Below are 22,340 nucleotides of genomic sequence, written 5' to 3'. Positions count from 1 at the left end.
CACTTTTCGGCTAAATCATGCTTATCTTACCAATGAAAACCACAACAAAGATATTGTAAATGACATGTTCGAAACTTTACATGTTGATGCATCAACTGATTTAAGACTTGCCAAGATAATCACAACAGACCACACAACTAACAGAAATAACGTTGATCAAAGAGTATAAAGCGGATGCAATTAACAGAAATCACATACGAGGGTCAGCCGCCCATTGATGCTTATGGCCCAAATTTCTTTCGTGTGATGGAACAAGTTCAAGAAGGTCCATTGGCGATACTGCCCAAAGGTGTCATTAAATGGAATGGTTTTGACGATTTAGATCAACTCATCAAAGCGGCTACAGAATATGATGTCATTTTCATTGGCACAGGCAAAGATATCGCGCCACTGCCAGCATCAGTAAAAACCGCATTAGAAGCGGTCAACGTACCGTTCGAAGTTATGGGCACACCTGCCGCATGTCGTACCTATAATGTGCTGTTATCCGAAGGTCGCCGTGTGGCGATTGCAGCACTGCCTGTGTCGGAATAGGCCTTCCCTTGGCGTGTCATTACGCTATATTCACGCCAACGAAACCCATAACACCCAAAGGATACTCCAATGGCTTTTGAACTTCCTGATCTACCATACGCCCACGATGCACTTGCAGCAGGCGGCATGTCACAAGAAACACTAGAATTCCACCACGATCTACACCACAACGCTTATGTCACAAACGGCAACGCAGCGATTGCGGGCACAGAGTGGGAAAACAAATCTTTGGAAGAAATCATTGTTGGCACATACGATGCATCTTCAGTGGCACAAAACGGTATCTTCAACAACATCTCACAGCTTTGGAACCACAACCAATTTTGGGAAATGATGGGCCCATCAGGTCGTGCAATGCCATCAGAGCTAGAAGCAGCAATCGTTGACAGCTTTGGTTCAGTAGACACATTCAAATCAGAATTCGGCGCAGCAGGTGCTGGTCAATTCGGTTCAGGCTGGTGCTGGTTGGTAAAAGACGCAGACGGCGGTTTGAAAGTAACCAAAACAGAAAACGGCGTGAACCCATTGTGCTTTGGTCAAACAGCATTGTTGGGTTGTGATGTATGGGAGCACTCATACTACATCGATTTCCGCAACAAGCGCCCAGTATATATCACCAACTTCTTGGACAATTTGGTGAACTGGGAAAATGTTGCAGAGCGCCTATCTAACGCTTAATGCCAACACGACGACAAATTTTAAAAGGCCTGTTCGCAACTGTGCTAGCAGGCCTTTTTGTTTCTTTATATGCTACAATTATTGAGCCTTTGATTAGGCTCAATGTTACCACATGGAAGCTCTCCCCAAAAACGTGGCGCAAAGGGCAGAAACTGCGTATTGCGATTGTTACAGATATCCACATGGGCGAACCTTTCAGCGGCTTGAAACGGTTGCGCCGTATCGTGAAGCGCACAAATGCTTTGGGGGCGGATGTTATTTTCTTGCTTGGGGATCACAATGCCAGTCATCGTTTCATATCTAAACACGTACCCATTAATGAAACGGCGAAAGAGTTGGCAAAGCTGCATGCTCCATTAGGCGTGCATTCTGTTTTGGGAAATCACGATTGGTGGGATGACGCCGAGGCGCAACGGACTGGAAAAGGGCCAATCGAAGCACAACGTGTTTTTGAGGCTGAAGGCATCCCAGTTCTTCAAAACAAAGCTATCAAGTTGGGCGGCGGGAAAAACGCTTTTTGGCTGCTCGGCCTAGGGGATCAAATGGCATTAAGAAATCGTCCATTGCAACATAGAGGCGTTGATGACCTACCTGAGACATTGGCCCAAATTACAGATGATGATCCTGCGATTTTATTGGCCCATGAACCTGATATTTTTCCCGAAGTTCCAGACCGTGTTGCCCTGACGCTTTCGGGCCATACACATGGCGGTCAAATCCGATTATTCGGTTGGGCACCTGTTGTGCCATCAAGATTTGGGAATCGTTTTGTGTACGGACACATCCAAGAACAGGGAAGAGATTTGGTTGTCTCAGGTGGTTTAGGATGTTCGATACTCCCAATTCGTATTGGTTCCGTTCCAGAGATTACAGTTGTAGAATTGTCATAAAGCTTATGACGCTGAAAACATGGTGTTTTTTTAGGCAGTTAATTGTGATTTGCATAAATTCAATGCGACAAAAATAAGTGAGTTGACTTTGGCGAAAAATTGCTCATTCTAGCGGGACAGTTTCTACGCTGCTTGCACTGGGAGGACTTTGATTTCGATTAAAGATGTGCGACGCGTTTCAAAGCCCCGCCAGCCCGCTGGCGGGGTTTTATTTTTGTACTATGGAATGGCGTTACCTTCTCCAAGAGATGGAGGTGATAAGTTTTTTTTATGAATATAAGAATATCTTCTTTTTCCCTCAAACTGGCAGTGATGTAGCTGAAAAAGCACAAGCGTTTACTAACCCTCTGCTGGAAAATAAACGCGGTTTCTGTCAGGTGTTAGGTTGATTTTTGTAAACTCATATACTTGAGTAAGCAACACAGAGTCATTTTACCTCCAAGCTTTTTAAAAGCGATAACATGTGATCTAAAATTGATACAATTCCTGTGTTGACCCCTTCAGTCATTAAAGACAGTGTTTTCATACACAAAAAAGGCCGTGGCATATGTCTGAACAGTTCAAAGGTATTGCAGCTATGGTCTTGGCCTGCACGATTTGGGGGCTATCAGCACTTTATTACCGTGAGATCGCTCATGTTCCTCCACTAGAGGTCCTGAGCCACCGTACTATATGGTCGTTAGTCTTTCTCTTGGTATTACTCTCTTATTCCAAACGTTTAGGCGAAGTTGCAGAAGTCTTGTGCCAAAAACGCGCGCTGTTCATCATAGCAATCGCAGCCTTGATGATATCGGTTAACTGGTTCGCCTATATCTTATCTGTCCAAATCGGCCGTTTGGTCGAAAGTTCTTTGGGCTATTACATTTTCCCATTGGTCGCTGTGGCACTTGGCTACCTCTTTCTTGGCGAGCGTTTAAGCCGTTTACAATGGGTTGCCGTTTCTATGGCGCTTATAGCCGTTGTCTTGCTCACTTTAGGTTTAGGTGTAGCCCCTTGGATTTCCCTGATTTTGGCAATCACAATGGGGCTATATGGTCTTAGCAAAAAGTCACTCTCCTGCGGCCCCGTCTTATCAGTAATGTGTGAAGTTATCTTGTTGGCTCCATTGGCTTTGATCTGGCTTTACGGTGTCCACGAATTAAACTGGCAAGGCTTGGTTGGACGCGAAGGTGGTTTTTTTGGGCATGGATGGGATACCGTGCTATTGATGTTGGTTGGGCCACTTACAGCCGGGCCCCTAGTGCTTATGTCTTATTCGATGAAACGATTGGCACTGGGAACAGTAGGTCTTGTCCAATATTTAAACCCAACATTACAATTTGGCGTCAGCGTTTTGATCTTCATGGAACCTTTCACCCAATGGCACTTCATCGCTTTTGCCATCATATGGACGGCGCTGGGGCTCTATTCCTATCAATCTCTCCGCAAAGCGCCTTAAGCTGCTAATGTCTTACGGTTTGTAAAGCTGTCACTCTTCGATGGTTGCATACCGTAATGGCGCTTATACCACCGTGAAAAATGCGATGTGGATGTAAAACCACAAGCCATTGAAATGTTTATCAAACTCATATCTGTTTGGGCAATCAAACGGCGTGCTTTTTCCAAACGAAGCGTCATATAAAACCGCTTGGGTGGGCAATCCATATATCGGCTGAATATCCGTTCCAATTGACGCACAGATACATTGATCTTTGCTGCCAGTTCCGCAGGTGTCAGTGGGAATTCCAGATTATTTTCCATGTGGTTAATCGCATCTGCCAAACGTGCATTGCGGATGCCAAAACGGCCCGTCAACGAAATACGTTGACGGTCGTCTTGGCTGCGGGAGGAAACGTAAATCAAGTGATCTGCAATATCGCGCGCCGTTTCACCATCGTGATCTTCTTCTGCGATATGCAGCATCATATCCATAGCGGCAGTTCCGCCAGCACAGGTGAAAATTGAACGCTCTGTAGTGTATATTTGATTGACCAAATCGATATCAGGATAGCATTCCTTAAACGCATCCTGACTTTCCCAGTGCAACGTGCATTTCTGGTTGTTCAACAACCCAGCAGCAGCCAAAATATATGTTGCAGTGTCTAATGCAGCAATTCTTGGGCGTTTCATACTCTCACGGCGCACCCAATTCACCAACGTTTTGGATTGTAGTTGTGGATTATCCGCACTGCTCAAAAGCACAATAAAATCTTGACGTTTCACTGGGTATAAACCGCTGCTTACCGCAATTGGCACACCACATGAACTGGTAACGGCATCACCCGTTTCGCTGATCAAAGACCAAGAGTAGGCTTGTCTCTTTAAAATACGATTACAGGTGTTTAGAACCGCCATAGAGTTCGACAAACTGGATTGCGAAAATCCTTCCGTCAAAACAAAGATGAAATGACAAGTTTCATATTGGCTACGATCCATTGTAAACTCCTCTACACTTAATACGTTCTTAAAGTTTCGGTGATACTATCAAAGGTTAATCAGTTTAAAAATATTGTTGATTTGTCATTATCAATCGGTTTATTCGATTGAATATGAACCAATTGCTTATCAAAACCTTTTTAGATGTGCTTGAAACGCGCAACTTTAACCGCACTGCGGACAGGTTGAATATCACCCAATCAACCGTCAGCGCGCGCATCAGACAACTGGAAGAAGAGCTTGGCACACGCCTTTTCGAACGGGGACGTGGCGGTGCAGAACCCACGATTTCTGGCATCAGATTTGAAACCCATTGCCACTCTATGTTGAACCTATGGGGGCATGCGAAACGCGATGTGGAGCAAGGCGGAAATAAGTTAAGCCGCCGTCTTTATATCTCAGCGCAATACAGTTTGATCCGCTCGTTCTTCTTGGATTGGATTGATGATTTACAAGAAAATGTACCTGATCTTGCACTGCATATTGAAATCAACTTTTCTTATCAAATTCAAAGGGATGTGCTGTCAGGTGTATGTGATATTGGCCTGCTTTTTGCACCGCAATACTTGCCTGACTTGATCGTTTCAGAGGTCGGTAGTGATGAATATGTTATGGTTTCAACCACAGCAGAATTTCTAAAAGATGTCCGCATCGAGGATTATATAAAAGTGGCCTATACGGAATATTTTTCACGCCATCACGATGAACAACTCAGCCATCTCAGCTATCCAGCTCTAAGCGCTGGTAATGATGACTTTGCCGTAGAACAGTTAAAACGTCGTGGTGGGACGCTCTATTTACCAAGTTTTGTGTTGAACAGTGTGGCGGACAGAATCCCAAACTTGAAAGTGGTCAAAGACGCGCCTGTTATTCCACAACCGCTCTATTCCATGGTTCACATACGCAAACGCAATGACCCACATGTGGTTGCTGCGTTAAAGGAACTGAAAGCTTATACTGATTCGTGGATAGATTAATCCGCTATATCTTTTTCCAATTGTGCAAACAGCGTATTTACATCGTTAAAGTCCTTCAAAAATTCCCGAAATGAAGGTGCCGCAAACCCATGTGCGATTTGATGTTCGATCAACGTAATCAACGGATCCCAATACCCAGCAACATTCAACAAATAAATCGGCTTTTCATGCTGACCCAACTGCGCCCATGTCAGCACCTCAAACAACTCATCCAATGATCCAGGGCCACCAGGCAGGGTGATGATCGCATCAGAGTTCATAAACATAACTTTTTTGCGTTCATGCATGTTCTCGGTGACGATATATTGGGTCAAATCAATCTTGCCAACCTCCCATTTCACCAAATGCTCTGGAATAACCCCCAGAATATCACCGCCAGCGTCCTGTGCGGCGTTTGCAACTTTTCCCATCAGGCCAACATCACCCGCACCATAAACCAAACGCAGGCCCTGATTGGCAATGCGTGTTCCTATTTCACGAGCTGCTGCGCCATATTCGGGTTGGGTTCCACTGCGGGAACCACAAAAGATGCAAATAGATTTTTTGGGAACATTAGTCATAGTGGAGCCTTAGTTAACGAAAATCTGTTTTTGATTTGATGTATGATTTGTGTAACATGGTGACGACATAAGCTGTAAAGGGCAAGGGTTTGGCGACATCATTATCATCAGGTTTGGCAATAGCAGGGGCAAGTGCCGTTGTGGTTGTGGCAATGGTAACGGCTTATAATGTGATTGTTGACGATCCAGCAGTTACAGATGAACCTGCTGGGTTAGCGGCACAAAATGTATTGATTGCACCACCTGATCCTGTTGTCACTGAAGAGTCCGCGGCAAAAGCAGCCACATTACCCAGCTTTGATATCGTTCGCATAGACAAATCAGGTGCTGCTGTTGTGGCAGGAAAAGCCGCTGCAAACATCACTGTTAGCGTACGCCTAGACGGGCAAGAAATCGCAACAAGTCAATCAGATGACGACGGTTCTTTCGTGGCGCTGTTTGACTTGCCTGCGGATACTGATCCGCGCGAACTTTCTTTGATCTCTATTGATGACACAGGTTTCGAACAGGCTTCCACTGAACAAGTTTTGGTCATGCCCGTTGCTCCAAATACAGAGGCTGCACCAAAGATTATTGTGGCAAAACGAGAAAGCATAGAGGTGGTTAAAGCCGAGGTTAAAACGGCAGAGGAAACAGTCACTGAGCCATCAGGAAAAGCCAAGGATGCACCCCTTTCGTTAGATACAATCGTCTATGACGATGTGGGTGATGTGATTGTGGCTGGAAGTGGTAATAGTGATGGTTTTGTTCGATTATATTTGGATAATAAGCCAAATAAGGTTGAAAAAATACAAGACAATGGCCAGTGGAAAATCACACTTTCTGATGTTCCTGAGGGTGTATATGCCCTAAGAGTGGATACTATAGATGCGGCTGGAACCGTGAAAGAACGTGTCGAAAGCCCTTTCAAAAAAGAGGCTGCAAAAAAGGTTGTCGCATCTAGCAAAAGCAAAGCAACCAATGTCACCATTCAACCAGGTTTCACACTGTGGCAACTTGCCGAAAATCGATATGGTGACGGGATACGTTATGTCCAAATATTTGAAGCTAACCGTGACATCATCAAAGACCCCGACCTAATTTACCCAGGTCAAATTTTTGACCTGCCAACACAGTAAGTTTTAGCACTGGTCAATCCTGTTTTCTCGACCTAAATAAGGTATACAGGAGAGAGCGGTATGCCATCTACAATCACTGAAACGGATGTGAACAAAGAACAAGCTATGCGGGTGATCCGCAAGGTAATACCGTATCTGTGGCCAGTTGGTGATACGTCAGTCAAAGTCCGTGTCATTCTCGCTTTAATAGCGCTCTTCGTTGCAAAGATTGTAGGCGTAGCCACACCGTTCTATTTCAAAGCTGCCGTGGATGCTTTGGCGCCGGACAGCAGTGAACCACAAACCGTATTCATGCTCACAGCAGGGGCGGTTGGGCTTACAATTGCATATGGTGTTATGCGCCTGCTTGCTGTTGGATTTAACCAATTACGCGATGTGATTTTCGCCAAAGTTGGCCAACGTGCTTTACGCCAACTTGCGTTGGAAACTTTCCGACATATCCATGCGATGTCATTGCGTTACCACATTACCCGCAAAACGGGTGGGCTAAGCCGCATTATTGAACGCGGTGTCAAAGGCGTGGAATTCCTATTGCGTTTCATGCTGTTTTCTATTGGTCCGTTGATCCTAGAGCTGATTTTTATCGGTGGTATTCTGTTCTATCTCTTCGATGTTTGGTATCTGGCCGTAATTGTTGTCACCATCGGTATTTATATCTGGTTCACATTCAAAGTGACCGAATGGCGTGTACGTATTCGCAAGGAAATGAATGATCTGGATACAGATGCGAACCAAAAAGCCATTGATAGTTTGTTGAACTTTGAAACCGTAAAGTATTTTGGCGCAGAAGAACGCGAAGCGTTGCGTTATGACGTCAGTATGCGCGGATATGAAAAAGCAGCATTAAAGACCAACTATACATTGGGTTTCCTAAACTTTGGCCAGTCGCTAATCATCACCATCGGCCTTGTGTTGGTGATGACTATGGCAGCAATCGGTGTGGAACGCGGTGATCTGACGGTTGGTGACTTTGTAATGGTCAACGCTTACATGATCCAAATCACCATGCCGCTGAATTTCCTTGGCACTGTTTATCGCGAAATTCGCCAAGCTTTGGTGGATATGGGTGAAATGTTTGATTTGTTGGCACAACCCGCCGAGGTTACTGATAAGTCAGATGCCAAAGGGTTAGAAGTTACCAAGGGTGAGATTAAGTTCGATAATGTTGATTTTGCTTATAACGAAAATCGCGGAATTCTGAAAAACCTGAACTTAACCGTGGAGCCAGGTCAAACAGTTGCTGTAGTTGGTCCCTCTGGATCAGGTAAATCCACAATTGGTCGCTTGTTGTTCCGTTTCTATGATGTGGGTACTGGGGCATTACGCATCGATGGACAAGACGTGCGTGACATTACTCAAAACAGCCTACACGCCCAAATCGGGATTGTTCCACAGGATACTGTGCTGTTTAACGATACGGTTGGGTACAACATCGCTTACGGTCGCGCTGGCGCATCCGAAGCTGATATTATTGAGGCAGCAAAAGCTGCGAAAATCCACGACTTTATTATGAGCCTCCCTGAGGGATATCAAACCACTGTAGGTGAACGTGGTTTGAAGCTGTCAGGCGGTGAAAAACAGCGTGTGGGGATTGCGCGGACATTGTTGAAAAATCCGCCAATTTTGTTACTGGACGAAGCCACATCCGCATTGGACACAGAAACTGAGCGGGACATCCAAGAAAGCCTACGCCAAATGGGTGAGGGGCGTTCTGTCATCACCATCGCACACCGTTTGTCTACTGTTGTAGATGCCGATCAAATCATCGTTCTAGAAGAGGGGCATGTGACTGAACAAGGAACACATGATGAGCTTTTAGCCCGCGACGGCCGTTATGCAACAATGTGGCACCGTCAGTTGGCTGATGAAGATGAACAAGGTGCTGAGGTGGCTTAGGGAAAGGCTTTGTGGAATCGTAATCTTTTCTGCACCTAACGCAGCGTGCAGCTTTGACCAGAGTTGAATGCAATTTTAGACTTAGTACAGGATATCTTCTTTGTTTCCATGATCTTATAAGTCATTTGATCGGCGACACTGCCATATCTTTTTCTAAAGATAGATTTAACTTGCTTTAGTATTTTGTTTAATGTTTTTCGTGGTAAACCATATGAATAAGGCATTATGAGAACTGTACCAGAACTTACATCTGCGATCATAGTTTCATCTTTAATACTATAAGTGGTTATATTTGATCCAGATGTAATACGACCAAGGGTATAAGCATATCTTCCTGCTTTTTTGCTTTTGATGGATTTTACACCGTAATATCCAGTTTTTCCCTCAGTGATAAAATCACGTCGCCCACCTTCTAGGTAGAAATACAAATGGTTGTTTCTTTTGCAATGTGTTTCGAATTGACCTGTTTGTGAAACTGGACACAACCACACTGAGGTAATGTCAATCTCTTGCACTAAAACCACCGAGCTTGGATCTAACTTGAAGTTTTTTGCACTGGCACTTGTCGTGAAAATCAAAATAAAAAATACAATTTTCAGCAAGCTTTGCATCAGTGACCCCCCCATCATTTATGATAAAGTAATTATCAGAGATGTAATGGTCAATAATATAAAGGCCAACGTATAATCTATGGCATATCAATTTTGATCGATATGTATGGGAAAACGCAGGTATTATGTTTGCGCTTTATTTCTAAAACCCATTCATCCGCTTGGCCCATTGAATAGCTATGATCATGCCTTTCATGCGGGGTAATATGATAAGGGCTAATATGGTCGCTACAGTTGATAAAGCCAAGAATAGCGCAATGTTTGATAGGGCTGTATAGGAAATTAATATATGGGCTAAAAAACCAACCAAATGGGCTACGAATAGGATTGTCAGATATGCGGGACCATCGTCAGCACGTTGACAGCTTAAGTCTTGATTGCAAACAGAACAGCTGTCGTGGACCTTTAGGTATTTATACAAAAGCGGCCCTTTGGAACAATTTGGGCATTTTAAAGCCAAGCCATCTTTAACAGCTGCTTTAAAATCACGTTCTTGTGTTTGCACATTCTCAGACATAATATCATCATCCCATAAGGAGTTTATATAGTCCTCACTATCGACCTTATCACGACATTGTACATGCACAAAAAAGTCGCAGAGTTTTGTGCATAGCAGACATGTAAATGCATCAATCAACGGTATTGGATGATCGTATTTCGTCAGGATTTGTTGTGTTAAGATTATAAGAAGGTGGCGCCACCTATGCGTTTCTATTGTGTTGAAACGCCTCTTGATGTGGGTATAAAGCCGAACAGGGGCGTTAATCCTGCACCTAATCTAGCGTTTTTTCGGTGGTTTTCGCATATGGTGCTGTCACACACCCATTGAAAACCCGTGAACCACTTTGTCGACTTGGATGTTATACTGTGAAAAGTGTTATGGTTTTATTAGGGCAGCGTACGCTGATCGGCTTACAGGTCGTCCCAATCGCTTAGGTTATTCTTGCGTGCCATGAACTTGTAAAAACAGCCCATCGCAAGACCAAAGATCATGCCAGCAAAGCCAGCCGCTGTAATCGCTTCGGAATATATTTTGTCAGCATGACGCCAAACCAATATCCACATACCAATGCCCCAACCAACGGTAAACCAGATACCCATGGAAAAAGCATTCTTGTAAAAAGTGTTATAATGTGGCGGACGTGACTGTGACCCAAAGTGTTTGGATATTCTATGACCCACAGGCAAGTAATGCGCTTTGCGAATGCCGCTGGCCTCTAATTCGGCCAGTGCTTTTTGGTATTTCTCTTCATAGCTCATAATAGCCCTTACTTTGCGATATCTGCATAAGCCGTATCATGAAGGCTTAGTTTTTTACCACCCGTTTTTTTTGTGTCGTTTGATAGGTACTTAACACAAGCCATAACCCAAACACGCAGTGCCAACATAGCAGGGGTCAAAACAAGAGTAAGAATGGTTGCAATACCAAGGCCAAAGACAACAGCCGTTGCCAGCTGTTTCCACCATAATGCTGTTGGCGCATCCAAGCTGTAGCCACCGTCGGCAAAATCGATAGAGAGCCCCAGCATCATAGGTGTTAAGCCAGCCATAGTTGTGATTGTTGTCAGCAGAACAGGGCGAATACGTGCCTCTGCCGTTGCCACAATAGCCTCTAGTTTTGGCATGCGTGTGGAGTATTCCTGATAAGTATCGATTAGAACAATGTTGTTGTTTACTACAATGCCGGCAAGGGCCACGATACCTGTCCCTGTCATAATGATAGAAAACGGTTGCCCCATAACCATCATACCGATCAGAACACCTGTCGTGGATAGGACCACAGCCAGTAGAACCAATATAGAGTTATAAAAACTATTGAACTGCGCCAGCAAAATCACAAACATCAAACCCATAGCGCCGATGAAAGCTTTTTGCAGGAATGCACCACTTTCTTCTTCGTCTTCTTGGTTGCCAGACCATTCCCAATCGATGCCAGCTGGAAGGTCTTGTTTTTCCATCCATTCGGTCACTTCGGCAATTTTCTCATTTGCATTTACGCCGACCAAAACATCGGCCTTAACATCGAAATAGCGGGCTGTATCTACACGGTTGATTTGCCCCAATTGCGATACAGGTGTACGGCTGATGAAGTTTGACAGTGGGATCAGGCCTGTTGCGGTACGTACACGTAAACTGTCCAATGTGGATAATAAACGGTCCTCTTCAGGGACGCGTACACGGATATCGATCTCTTCTTCGGAGCTGTCTACGCGCATTGTATCAAGCAGCAGTCCGCGTGTGACCAGTTGCACCATGGCACCAACGGATGCAACGTCAGCGCCGTAACGGCCTGCTTCTTCGACATCCACATCAATCTGCCAATCAATGCCGGGCAGGGGTGTTGTGTCTTCGATGTCTTTCAAGCCAGGTACTGTGTTGAAATGCGCGCGAACCAAACGCGCCGATTTCAGCAAATCTGGCCAGTTGTCACCAAGCACGCGTAAGTTCAATGCTTTGCCCGCAGCAGGGCCATCTTCATCGACAAGGATTTCAGCCTGAATGCCAGGTACAACTTGTATGACTTCGGTGATGTTGTCCAAAATGGCTTGACCAGTGCCAGTACCACGCACTTTCCAATCGTCCAACTCGAACTGGATTTGTCCAACTGTATCTAATGGAGCTTGCGCGCCACCAGTGTTTTGATCCAAGCCGCCTTCACCTGCGAATGCAAAGACAGATTCTACATTCTTTACAGATGCCACTCTGGTCTCAACCTCACGTACAAGTTTGTCTTTTTCCTCAAGTGAGAGGTTGCCACGCGCACGCACATATATGATGCCGTTTTCAGGCTCTTGATCGACGAAGAATTCAACGCCTTTGTTGTTATTTGTAAAGGTCATGAATGTGATTGCCACAAAACCGAAAGTGGCAAGGATAGCAACTAATGGCATATAAGCAGTGCTTACGATGCCTTGGATGAATTTGCCAAATGGTGTGCGTTTATTTGCATCACGATCCGCGACTTTATTCTCTGGTGTCAATGATCCACCAATGGCTGATAATCCAAAACAAAGAAGTAATGTCAAAACAGCGGCTGCAATCATTCCTGTCATAACCAGCACAATGCTGCCTAAGATAAGGCCAAGAGTAATAATCAGTAATGTAACACGTGTTGTTACTGTTTGGTTGCTACGTAGAGAATTTGATATGTCTTCCAATAGGCGCGTCAAACGTCCCGCAACCCCACCTACGATAGGTAAATACACAAGCGCTACAAGTAAGGACGCTGCAAGTACGTAAATCAATGTAATCGGTAAATTGCGCATAAACTCGCCTGGAACACCTGGCCAAAATAGCATTGGTAAGAAAGCACAAAGCGTTGTTGCTGTAGATGATATAATCGGCCAGAACATGCGTTTTGCAGCGGCAACATAAGCCTGCATGGGGCCAACGCCATCACGGATGCGTTTGTCTGCATATTCCACTACAACAATGGCACCATCAACGAGCATACCAACAGCCAAGATCAGGCCGAACATCACCATATTCGAGATCGCCAAACCAGCAACAGCCATAAATGCAAAGGCCAACAGGAAAGATGTTGGAATGGCAAAGCCAACCAATAAGGCTGAACGGATACCCAAAGCACCGAGAACCACGATCATCACAAGTAGTATAGCTGTTAGAACGGACCCTTCAAGTTGGCCAATCATACTGGCAACTTGTTTGGATTGATCCAATGTGAAATCAACACGAATAGCTTGCTTTAATTCTAGTGGCCATTCTTCCATCTCTTTTGTCACAGTATCGCGCACCAATTGAGCGGTTTCAATGTGGTTGGCGCCTTTGCGTTTTACAATCTGCAAGGCCACTGTTGCATCGCCATTATAACGCGCCGTGCCCAAACGGTCTTCGAATGTCAGACGGATTTCAGCCAAATCACCCAAAGTGATTACACTGTCACCATTCACCTTAACGGGAAGGTTATAAACGTCTTGAGGTTCATCAAATGAAGATGGAATTTTAACTGCAAAAGCACCACTATCTGTTTCGACTTCACCAGCTGCGATCAGTTGGTTGTTGTTTTGAACTACGTTGAGTAATTCACCTGCAGTTACATTGTATGCTTCTAGTTTTAATGGGTCGATCAACACCTCAAGCATCTCGTCACGATGCCCTGCAAGACCTGCTTCCAGAACCGGGGATAATCCCTCTAGTTCCGTTTGCAATTCTTTTGCAACCCGCAGCAATGTGCGCTCAGGAACGCCACCAGAAAGAGATACAACGATGATTGGGAACTGGGAAAAATTCACCTCATTGATCGTATATTGTTCAGCGCCCTCAGGAAATTCAGCTTCAGCTTGGCTGACTTTATCACGAACCTCGGCAATCACGGCCTCTTTGTCCCAGCCGAATTCGAATTCCATGCCGACGCCGCCATAGTTTTCGGCAGCCGTGGCCGTCATGGTTTTTAAACCTTCCAGCTCCTTCAACTTTGTCTCTAGGGGTTTGACCAACAGTTTTTCAGAATCCGCTGCTGAAATGCCTGGGAAAGGAACTGAAACGAATAGGAAAGGAATATCAATATCTGGCTCACCCTCTTTGGGTAATCCTGTATAGGCCAACCAACCGGCTGCCAATGACATCAAAATAAAGGCGATGATCATTCGGGCGCGGGAAGAGGCCCAATCGACAATACCTACCATTTTATCAGCTTTCCTCTTTAAAGGTTACGGATACTTCACGCCCATCTGTTACATATTCTTGGCCAACAACGATCACATTTGTTTCTGCTGGCAAGCCAGACACCCATATACCCTCAGCGCTATCGCGGATAACCTCGATGGGTAAAAAGGTAGCTTTGTTATCCTTCACAGCGCGAATGCCCAAAATACCATCACCATTCAGCGTCAGTGCAGATTGTGGAATGATGTGGCCTTTTTCGCCAGATAAAGCGATATAAATATCTGCTGTTGAACCGTCGCGCAATTTACCATCATCATTTGGCACAGTGATTTCTACACGGAATGTACGTGTAACACTGTCCGCTCTGCGTGAGATAAAAGTCACTTTGCCTTCAACCTGACGGCCAGACAGCAGGCGTGCACCTGCTTGCGCATTTTCAGTGATGCGCGCAACTTGCTCTTCCGTGGCAAAGCCTACCAATTTCATTGGATTTAGCTGCAAAACCGTAGCGCATGGAGAGCCGCGTTGAATGAACGATCCAAATTCCGATGTGTCAGATTCCAAGAGGCCAGAAAATGGCGCGTTGATCTTCAAGTTATTATATTCGCGCTGGGCACGGTCCAAGTTAGCTTGGGCCGCTTCTAAAGCAGCTTCGCGTGAAAACGCAGCTGTTTCAGATATGATACCTTTTTGCACAAGGCCAGCAGCACCTTTATTATTTGCTTTTGCCTCTTCGTAACGCGCTTTTGCTTCTGCAATTGCTGCTTGGCGTGTGCCAACATCCAACTCGCATAACAACTGACCTTCTGTCACCAACGTCCCTTTGCGAAGAGGTTGTGAGATGACTTTACCATCCACTTCTGCACGGACTTCTAGTTGACGAAATGCTTCGGTTTGACCGCGTAAGACAATGCCGCTGGTCACAGGTTGTGCCACGGATTTTTGTACTAATACAGAAACTGGTGGGAATTCTCCTGCAATGGCTGGGCTACTTTCAGGTGTATCTTCTTTAGGCGCGGCAGAGTTGCCACCTTTAATAACAAATGTCGCAATTGCAGCGCAAACCAATAAGGCAAGTATAATTGGAACAGGGCGCATTTAATACTCCTCGAAGTAGGGGTTTAAAATATTTCCCCTTTGGCCTTTATAATTCAGGCAAAGCCTACGCTTGGTCAAAACCACCTGCAAGCGCAGTTTTTGTCTCATTCATGTACGTTACGTAACGTCCACATGGATTACATTTGGATATATTATTCTTCTAGAACTTTGGTTAATATGACGAAATACCGTATTCTATCTTTAAAAAGGTCTTATAATCATGTCCACAACGAGCACTATATCAAAAAAGCTGGCTGTATCTGATCCTGATCAAATTTCCGAAAATTATGCAAAAAAGAAGAAAATGACGGTGCCTTTGTTCACAGGACGTAAGGGTGGTGATCCGTTAGTTTGTTTAACCGCCTATACGGCACATGTTGCCCGTTTGGTAGATGAACAGGCAGATATGATCTTGGTTGGCGATAGTTTGGGGATGGTGATCCACGGTATGCCAAACACGTTGGGTGTGACTATGGAACATATGATTATGCACGGCCAAGCCGTGATGCGCGGCGCTGAAAAAGCGTTGGTTGTGGTGGATATGCCCTTTGGCAGCTTCGAAGAAAGTCCAGAAGTGGCGTTTCGCAATGCATCACGGATCATCAAAGAAACGGGATGTACGGCGGTGAAACTTGAAGGTGGCGCTGAAATGGCCGGTACAATCGAATACCTGTCGACACGTGGTATTCCTGTGATGGCACATATTGGTTTGATGCCCCAACAAATGAACACGGCCGGTGGATTTAAAGCTGTACGCGAGCAAGATCAGTTTGATGCGGTTGTATCTGACGCCAAAGCAGTCGAAGCCGCGGGGGCGTTTTCTGTAGTTGTAGAAGGTGTTGCTGTGAGATTGGCAAATGAGGTTACAAATGCAGTGTCCATACCAACGATTGGAATTGGCGCATCTGTGGAATGTGACGGTCAAATCCTTGTGTTTGAAGATATGGTAGGCCTGTTTCCGCGCGTCCCTACATTCGTAAAGCGGTATGGGAATATGGAAGATATGATGCGTGACGCGATCACACGATATTCAGAAGAAGTTCGCAAACGCGCCTTTCCAACGGACGAACATACATATAAGGCCAAAGAAAGCAGTTAATCTGACTTGGCATTCGGGTGTTTTTCCTTTTAAAGTCTGCCAAAATATTTAGAGGCCCACTATGAGTGATACAGACGGTTTTATCGAAGAAGTGACAGAAGAGGTCCGTAAGGATCAACTTTTTGGGTATTTCAAAAAATACGGATGGATCGCTGCTGTTGTGATTGTCGGATCAGTTGGTGGAGCTGCGTATTTAGAATGGTCTAAGTCTCAAGCGGAAGCGGTAGCACAAGCGCGTGGTGATGCAATTACAGCAGCACTTTCAAATGAAAATACTGCAGAACAAATTACTGCGCTTGATAGTTTGTCCAAGGATGCTGGCGCATCTTTTGCTGTATTGGCTTTGCAAAAAGCAGCTTTGCAAGTGCAAGACGGTCAAAAAGATGCTGCATTGGCAACATTGGACAGTTTAGCGGCTTCTGACACATTGGATACGATCTATCGGGATATGGCGACGTTCAAGGCACTTATGTTGCGGGGGAAAGACGCAGATCCAGCTGCAAGAATGGCAGCCTTGGATCAATTGGCAATACCTGGCAACCCGTTTCGGCCTATGGCATTAGAGCAAATGGCTGTGGCAAAACTTGATGAGGGTGATAAGGCAGGGGCAATTGAACTGCTGAGCGGACTTTTGCAAGAGTCAGAAGTGTCTCCAAGTATTCAACAACGCGCGACACAGCTTTTGGTATCATTGGGCGGTGAACTTCCATCTGTTCCACAGTTGCTTTCTGACAATTAAACTGCACAATACGCGTAACAACAGGCAATAAGAGAGTTCTCACTATGACAACATCAAGAGTTCACTACAAAACTCTGACATTAGCAATCGCAGCAAGCCTTGCTTTAGCGGCCTGTGCTAAAAAAGAAGAAATATTGCAAGGTGAACGCCTGAGTTTACGTGGTGAAGCTGAAGAAGTCGTTGAGGTTGCAGAAGTGACGCAACTTGCTGCACCTACGCAGCAAAACTATGCACAATGGACACATAAGAACGGGTCAACAGCGCACCGCGTTGCACATCCTGCGCTGGGAACAGCACTTACACGTGCGTGGTCCGCAAATATTGGTTCGGGCAATGGTAAAAAAGCACGTATTACATCTGACCCAATTGTGGCTGCGGGGCGTGTATTTACCATGGATTCGAATTCACAAGTGCGTGCTTTCAGTACATCAGGAACACCTGTCTGGGTAAAAGATTTAACGCCACCTTGGGATAAAGGTGGGGCTGCTTCTGGTGGTGGTATTGCTTATGGCAATGGCCTAATCGTTGCAACAACAGGCTTTGGCGAAGTGATTGCCATTGACCCTGCATCAGGAGCCATCAAATGGCGCCACAAAACGGATGCGTCTATTTCAGCGGCTCCATTGGTAATCGATGGTCTTATTATTGCTGTGAATTTGAATAATAAAGCGATTGCTCTGGATGTTGCGAATGGTCGTATTCAATGGGAAATTCGCAGTGGTGGGCCTGCGACTGGCCTGTCAGGTGCTGGCGCACCAGCCGCAGTTGGTGAATTCCTAGCGCTTCCATTTAGTTCTGGTGAACTGGTCGGTGCCAACGTTAAAACGGGTGCACGCACATGGAGTGCTGCTGTTTCTGGCGGTGGTAAAGGTAATGCTCGTGGTTTTGTTGGCGCTATATCAAGCGATCCTGTGATTACAGGTGATACGGTTTATGCCGCGAACCAAGCTGGTCGCCTTATTTCTGCAAACCGTGAAACTGGAGAACGGAATTGGACCGTTAACGAAGGATCTTATGGTCCTGTTTGGGCGACAGGCGATTCCTTATTTTTGGTAACAGATCAATTTCAGTTGAAACGTCTACGTGCCGCAGATGGTCTTGAAATGTGGGCTGTACCACTTCCAGGTTATCTTAAAGACGGCAAACGCCGCCGTGAAGCAAATGTGCATTACGGCCCAGTGTTGGCTGGTAACCGTTTGGTCGTAGCTGGCAGTGATGGCCAAATCCGCAGCTTTAACGCCTCAACTGGTGCAGCACTTGGAAATGTACAAATCCCTGGTGGAGCCGCGTCTCAGCCAGCGATTGTGAGCGGCACAATGTATATTCTATCTGGAAATGGGCAATTACACGCTTTCAAATAGGTCAATAGCCCTGTAAGGGGCTCTTTCAGAGATGAAGGGGCCAAGAGCCATGAGTTTTACACTAGCCATTGTTGGGCGTCCGAATGTGGGCAAATCAACGCTGTTCAACCGCTTGGTCGGCAGAAAGCTTGCTTTGGTCGATGATCAACCGGGTGTGACACGCGATTTGCGCGAAGGTGATGCACGTGTTGCTGGTGTGAAATTCACAATCATTGATACGGCTGGTCTAGAAGAAGCAACCGATGAAAGTCTGCAAGGACGTATGCGGATGCTGACAGAACGTGCTGTGGACATGGCAGACGTGTGTTTGTTCATGATTGATGCGCGTGATGGCGTTTTACCAGCGGACCGCGTGTTTGCGGAAATCCTGCGTAAAAAAGCGGCGCGTGTGATCTTGGCGGCGAATAAAGCTGAAGGTAAAGCAGGTGAGGTCGGGTATTACGATGCATTCTCACTTGGTTTAGGCGAACCTATTCAACTGTCTGCTGAACACGGTGAAGGCATGGATGAATTGGCGCATGTGTTACGCCCAATCGAAGAAGAATTCAAAGAACGCCAAGAACAAAGCACGCCTGAGACAGACGTTGAAATCGACGAAGACGGTTTAGGTGGCGAGCGCATTATCTCAAAAGAGAAACCGTTGCAAATTGCTGTAGTGGGGCGCCCGAACGCGGGGAAGTCGACATTGATCAATCAGATACTGAAAGATGATCGTTTGCTGACTGGGCCAGAGGCGGGGATTACGCGTGATGCGATTTCCTTGAACCTAAACTGGGAAGATGTCCCAATCCGTATCTGGGATACGGCTGGTATAAGAAAGAAAGCTAAGGTTCAGGAAAAGCTAGAAAAATTATCAGTCTCTGATGGCCTGCGGGCCGTTAAATTCTCTGAAGTTGTTGTCGTTCTATTGGACGCTGAAATCCCGTTTGAGCAACAAGATTTGCGTATTGCCGATTTGGCAGAACGCGAAGGCCGTGCCGTGGTGATTGCTGTTAACAAGTGGGATGTTGAGACAGAGAAGCAAGAAAAACTGAAAGATGTGCGTGAAAAATTTGGGCGTTTGTTACCACAGCTGCGCGGCGCACCTTTGGTAACTGTGTCTGCGAAAACAGGCCGTGGACTGGACCGCTTGCATAAAGCGATTATGACCGCCCATGAAACATGGAATCGCCGTGTTGGCACATCAAAGTTGAATCGCTGGTTAGAGGGTATGGTTGAAATGCACCCACCGCCCGCGCCAGGTGGTCGTCGTATCCGTTTACGCTATATGACACAGGTTAAAACACGTCCACCAACCTTTGTGGCGATGTGTTCGCATGCTGATTTGTTGCCTACCAGTTATGAACGTTATTTGGTGAATGGTCTGCGTGAAGGCTTTGATATGCCTGGCACACCAATTCGCCTGTTTATACGTTCGCAATCCGATAAGAACCCTTATGCGGATAAGAAAGAGAAGCGTGTAACCAAGCTGAACAAGCACCAAGAAGGCAAGTTCCAGAAGGATATCAACCGTCCTGTACGGAATAAGCGTGAGCCTAAGAGATAGTTTAACACGAACCCTTCTGTCTTAAACTGTCATTTTGATAGAGATATAGGTTCTTCTGTAATGAAAAGCGAAGCTGTTTGCTTCTCATTATAACGTGCTTCTGACCTAGCAATTGATACTCTGAATATGCGTGCAGTTTGTTTATGTTTGCTTGTAAGTGGTTTTAAAGGTGTTCCTATCGATATGCCTATATTAACAGGCTCGCCATTCTCATAGAGTACCGTTGAGGTATTCATAGCATCTTGCATAAGGTCTTCTGCATTCTGTTCATTTTCGAAGAACTCACTATGTGAAATACATATAAAATGACCACCACCTGCATACGATATTAAGAAAAACCCTTTAGAGCGTAGAGTAGTGGCAATTATTTCAGCAATTTCGTTTAATATTCTTAGAAAGTCATCAGGAGTGGATTTGATGTTAATCTTTTCAGCTTCATCTACTTTTATGGCAAAGACATTTGTGTTGTTGAGACCAGATTTCGATAATTGGTTCAAATAATTCGTGAGTGCATTATAATGTATTGCACCATCAATATCTTCAAACCATTGCGGTTCTTGAAACAACCGTTCTGATGCAAGCGTATATTGTATTGGTTCGTCGGCCGTAGTTTCATATTTTTTGGAGGTTGTTCTTGCTGGGGCAACTGTACGTTCGTGGAGGATATCTTGTGCTAAGATAAGCTTTTCAGCAATACGTGCTCTTATTCCTACAGTCGTGACGTCAAATGGTTTGTTGATATAGTCTGTTGCACCTGCTTCGAACGCTTTATCAATGTATGACCTATCGGAAAGAGCGGTAAGCATTACCACTGGCGTGTTCGTAAAACGTTTGTTTGTTTTTATTGCTTTACAAAGTTCAATTCCGTCCATCTCTGGCATTTGAATGTCTAAGAAAAAACAATCGAATTCGGAAGTTTCATCTTCTATCTTAACAAGAGCATCTTTTGCAGAGCAGCATGTTTCAACGCTGTGAAAACCTGCTTCAGCCAACAGTGTTGATAGTATGTTTAAAATAAAATTGTCATCATCTACAGCCAAAATTTTCATGAGAGTTCTCCAAAGGAACGGTAAGGGTTTTAAATACAATTAAGTTACGGTCATTAATTTTTTTGGTAAGAATTAGGCATTTTAAGGGCGAGCGATTTAGCGGCGAGCTTTTGCTTATTATCATGTTTTATAGGCGTTTAATCGCTGATAATTAAACGCCTATAGTGTTGAATTAGAATATAATAATTAATGAGCGGGCTTAATGAAGGTCCCGTTCTTTAATTCATCAAAGGCAGTTTGTAATTCTTCGGTGGTGTTCATCACAATAGGCCCATGCCAAGCGACAGGTTCTTGGATCGGTGTGCCCGAGATTAACAGAAATCGAATACCCTCTGGGCCAGCTTGGACGGTTACAGTATCGCCCGTATCAAAGTTTACCAATGTGCGGTTACCTGATAGGTCGCGAATGTTGACCTCTTCGCCCATGACTTCTTTTTCTGTCAGGATGCCACGTGGTGTTGAGGCATAATCGAACAGACCAGAGCCTTCGAAAATATACGCGAAAGCTTTTTTGTAAGTATCTACGGGAAAAACCTTTTTTACACCTGCAGGTACATAGATATCCAAGTATTGTGGATCAGCGGCAATACCGTCCACTGGACCTGATCTACCCCAGAAATCGCCTACGATGACTTTTACACGTGTGCCGTCATCCTCAAGGATTTCAGGAATTTCTTGTGCGCCAACATCCTGATACCGCGGGGCAGTCATTTTTAAGTCAGGTGGTAAATTGGCCCAAAGTTGAAAGCCGTGCATTTGCCCATTGGCATTCCCGCGCGGCATTTCTTGGTGTAAAATACCCGATCCTGATGTCATCCATTGGATGTCGCCAGCCCCTAAAGAACCTGAATTGCCTAAGCTATCTTTATGATCCACATTTCCTGACAATATATATGTAATGGTTTCAATGCCGCGATGGGGGTGCCATGGAAAACCTTTTTCAAAAGCTTTGGGATCATCATTGCGGAAATCATCAAATAACAGGAATGGGTCAAGTTCTGATGGGTTGTGAAAACCAAAGGCGCGGTACAGTTCTACACCAGCACCTTCCATTGTGGGATTGCCGATAGAGGTCGATTTTACGGGACGTACAGACATGATGTGTCCTTTCAGTATCTAAGTTGGCCTGAAAATATCAGATTG

General features: G+C 45.2%; 21 protein-coding genes. 12 read left to right on the top strand and 9 right to left on the bottom strand.

Annotation, left to right across the window (positions count from 1 at the left end; translation table 11 throughout):
* The first annotated feature begins 174 nt into the window (after positions 1 to 174).
* The 5 genes from F9L33_RS05745 (at position 175) to rarD (ending at position 3,540) form a co-directional block, all read left to right on the top strand.
* Entirely contained in the window at positions 175 to 534 is a 360-nt protein-coding gene (locus F9L33_RS05745; protein ID WP_152141754.1) for an Mth938-like domain-containing protein, read from the top strand.
* Positions 535 to 603: 69 nt separating this feature from the next.
* Positions 604 to 1,212 (top strand): superoxide dismutase, encoded by a 609-nt coding sequence (locus F9L33_RS05740; RefSeq protein ID WP_152141753.1) that lies wholly within the window; start codon positions 604 to 606, stop codon positions 1,210 to 1,212.
* Positions 1,212 to 2,102 (top strand): metallophosphoesterase, encoded by an 891-nt coding sequence (locus F9L33_RS05735; RefSeq protein ID WP_152141752.1) that lies wholly within the window; start codon positions 1,212 to 1,214, stop codon positions 2,100 to 2,102. The genes F9L33_RS05740 and F9L33_RS05735 overlap by 1 nt, the downstream gene beginning before the upstream one ends.
* A 164-nt stretch (positions 2,103 to 2,266) precedes the next feature.
* The gene (locus F9L33_RS15740) at positions 2,267 to 2,491 is read left to right on the top strand and encodes a hypothetical protein (protein WP_193221976.1); all 225 of its coding nucleotides are present in this window, start codon (positions 2,267 to 2,269) and stop codon (positions 2,489 to 2,491) included.
* A gap of 158 nt (positions 2,492 to 2,649) precedes the next feature.
* Entirely contained in the window at positions 2,650 to 3,540 is an 891-nt protein-coding gene (gene rarD / locus F9L33_RS05730) for an EamA family transporter RarD (protein ID WP_152141751.1), read from the top strand.
* On the opposite strand, the gene F9L33_RS05725 is transcribed toward rarD, so the two are convergent.
* Entirely contained in the window at positions 3,537 to 4,517 is a 981-nt protein-coding gene (locus F9L33_RS05725) for a GlxA family transcriptional regulator (protein ID WP_152141750.1), read from the bottom strand. The genes rarD and F9L33_RS05725 overlap by 4 nt on opposite strands.
* Before the next feature lie 113 nt (positions 4,518 to 4,630).
* Here F9L33_RS05725 and F9L33_RS05720 point away from each other — a divergent pair, with 113 nt between their 5' ends.
* Positions 4,631 to 5,494 carry a LysR family transcriptional regulator gene (locus F9L33_RS05720; protein WP_152141749.1) on the top strand — a complete coding sequence of 288 codons (864 nt, stop codon included), beginning with the start codon at positions 4,631 to 4,633 and terminating at the stop codon, positions 5,492 to 5,494.
* Here the strand turns inward: F9L33_RS05720 and F9L33_RS05715 are convergent.
* Entirely contained in the window at positions 5,491 to 6,054 is a 564-nt protein-coding gene (locus tag F9L33_RS05715) for a TIGR00730 family Rossman fold protein (RefSeq protein WP_152141748.1), read from the bottom strand. The genes F9L33_RS05720 and F9L33_RS05715 overlap by 4 nt on opposite strands.
* A gap of 89 nt (positions 6,055 to 6,143) precedes the next feature.
* Between F9L33_RS05715 and F9L33_RS05710 the strand changes: the two genes are divergently transcribed.
* Positions 6,144 to 7,172, top strand: coding sequence for a LysM peptidoglycan-binding domain-containing protein (locus F9L33_RS05710; RefSeq protein WP_152141747.1), 1,029 nt, complete (start codon positions 6,144 to 6,146; stop codon positions 7,170 to 7,172).
* 60 nt (positions 7,173 to 7,232) lie between these two features.
* Positions 7,233 to 9,068 (top strand): ABC transporter ATP-binding protein/permease, encoded by a 1,836-nt coding sequence (locus F9L33_RS05705; protein ID WP_152141746.1) that lies wholly within the window; start codon positions 7,233 to 7,235, stop codon positions 9,066 to 9,068.
* Positions 9,069 to 9,103: 35 nt separating this feature from the next.
* Here the strand turns inward: F9L33_RS05705 and F9L33_RS05700 are convergent, their stop codons facing one another.
* The 5 genes from F9L33_RS05700 to F9L33_RS05680 all read right to left on the bottom strand — a co-directional run bounded on the left by F9L33_RS05700 (position 9,104) and on the right by F9L33_RS05680 (position 15,403).
* Positions 9,104 to 9,679, bottom strand: coding sequence for a hypothetical protein (locus F9L33_RS05700; protein WP_152141745.1), 576 nt, complete (start codon positions 9,677 to 9,679; stop codon positions 9,104 to 9,106).
* Positions 9,680 to 9,821: 142 nt separating this feature from the next.
* Complete coding sequence (locus F9L33_RS05695; RefSeq protein ID WP_152141744.1) at positions 9,822 to 10,196, bottom strand: DUF983 domain-containing protein; 375 nt, start codon at positions 10,194 to 10,196, stop codon at positions 9,822 to 9,824.
* 395 nt (positions 10,197 to 10,591) lie between these two features.
* Complete coding sequence (locus tag F9L33_RS05690) at positions 10,592 to 10,939, bottom strand: DUF6404 family protein (protein ID WP_152141743.1); 348 nt, start codon at positions 10,937 to 10,939, stop codon at positions 10,592 to 10,594.
* A gap of 8 nt (positions 10,940 to 10,947) precedes the next feature.
* Positions 10,948 to 14,325, bottom strand: coding sequence for an efflux RND transporter permease subunit (locus F9L33_RS05685; RefSeq protein WP_152141742.1), 3,378 nt, complete (start codon positions 14,323 to 14,325; stop codon positions 10,948 to 10,950).
* A gap of 4 nt (positions 14,326 to 14,329) precedes the next feature.
* Positions 14,330 to 15,403 carry an efflux RND transporter periplasmic adaptor subunit gene (locus F9L33_RS05680; protein ID WP_152141741.1) on the bottom strand — a complete coding sequence of 358 codons (1,074 nt, stop codon included), beginning with the start codon at positions 15,401 to 15,403 and terminating at the stop codon, positions 14,330 to 14,332.
* Between the two features lie 220 nt (positions 15,404 to 15,623).
* Here F9L33_RS05680 and panB point away from each other — a divergent pair, with 220 nt between their 5' ends.
* From panB to der, 4 genes are all read left to right on the top strand, one after another.
* Positions 15,624 to 16,502, top strand: a complete 879-nt coding sequence (panB, locus tag F9L33_RS05675; protein ID WP_152141740.1) for a 3-methyl-2-oxobutanoate hydroxymethyltransferase — start codon at positions 15,624 to 15,626, stop codon at positions 16,500 to 16,502.
* Between the two features lie 61 nt (positions 16,503 to 16,563).
* Positions 16,564 to 17,241, top strand: coding sequence for a hypothetical protein (locus F9L33_RS05670; RefSeq protein WP_152141739.1), 678 nt, complete (start codon positions 16,564 to 16,566; stop codon positions 17,239 to 17,241).
* A gap of 44 nt (positions 17,242 to 17,285) precedes the next feature.
* Positions 17,286 to 18,602: a PQQ-like beta-propeller repeat protein gene (locus F9L33_RS05665; RefSeq protein ID WP_152141738.1), complete on the top strand. Its 1,317-nt coding sequence runs from the start codon at positions 17,286 to 17,288 to the stop codon at positions 18,600 to 18,602.
* Between the two features lie 49 nt (positions 18,603 to 18,651).
* A complete protein-coding gene (gene der / locus F9L33_RS05660) occupies positions 18,652 to 20,148 on the top strand; it encodes a ribosome biogenesis GTPase Der (protein WP_152141737.1) in 1,497 nt (498 codons plus the stop codon).
* A 29-nt stretch (positions 20,149 to 20,177) separates the two neighbouring features.
* On the opposite strand, the gene F9L33_RS05655 is transcribed toward der, so the two are convergent.
* Both F9L33_RS05655 and F9L33_RS05650 read right to left on the bottom strand, forming a co-directional pair.
* A complete protein-coding gene (locus F9L33_RS05655) occupies positions 20,178 to 21,197 on the bottom strand; it encodes a PleD family two-component system response regulator (protein WP_152141736.1) in 1,020 nt (339 codons plus the stop codon).
* A 186-nt stretch (positions 21,198 to 21,383) separates the two neighbouring features.
* A complete protein-coding gene (locus F9L33_RS05650) occupies positions 21,384 to 22,295 on the bottom strand; it encodes a pirin family protein (protein ID WP_152141735.1) in 912 nt (303 codons plus the stop codon).
* Positions 22,296 to 22,340: the final 45 nt, after the last annotated feature.

This window comes from Amylibacter sp. SFDW26 (genome assembly GCF_009184395.1).
In the GTDB taxonomy this organism is placed as follows: domain Bacteria; phylum Pseudomonadota; class Alphaproteobacteria; order Rhodobacterales; family Rhodobacteraceae; genus Amylibacter.
Note: the sequence above shows the minus strand (reverse complement) of the source record. Positions and strands in the feature narration are given on the sequence as shown.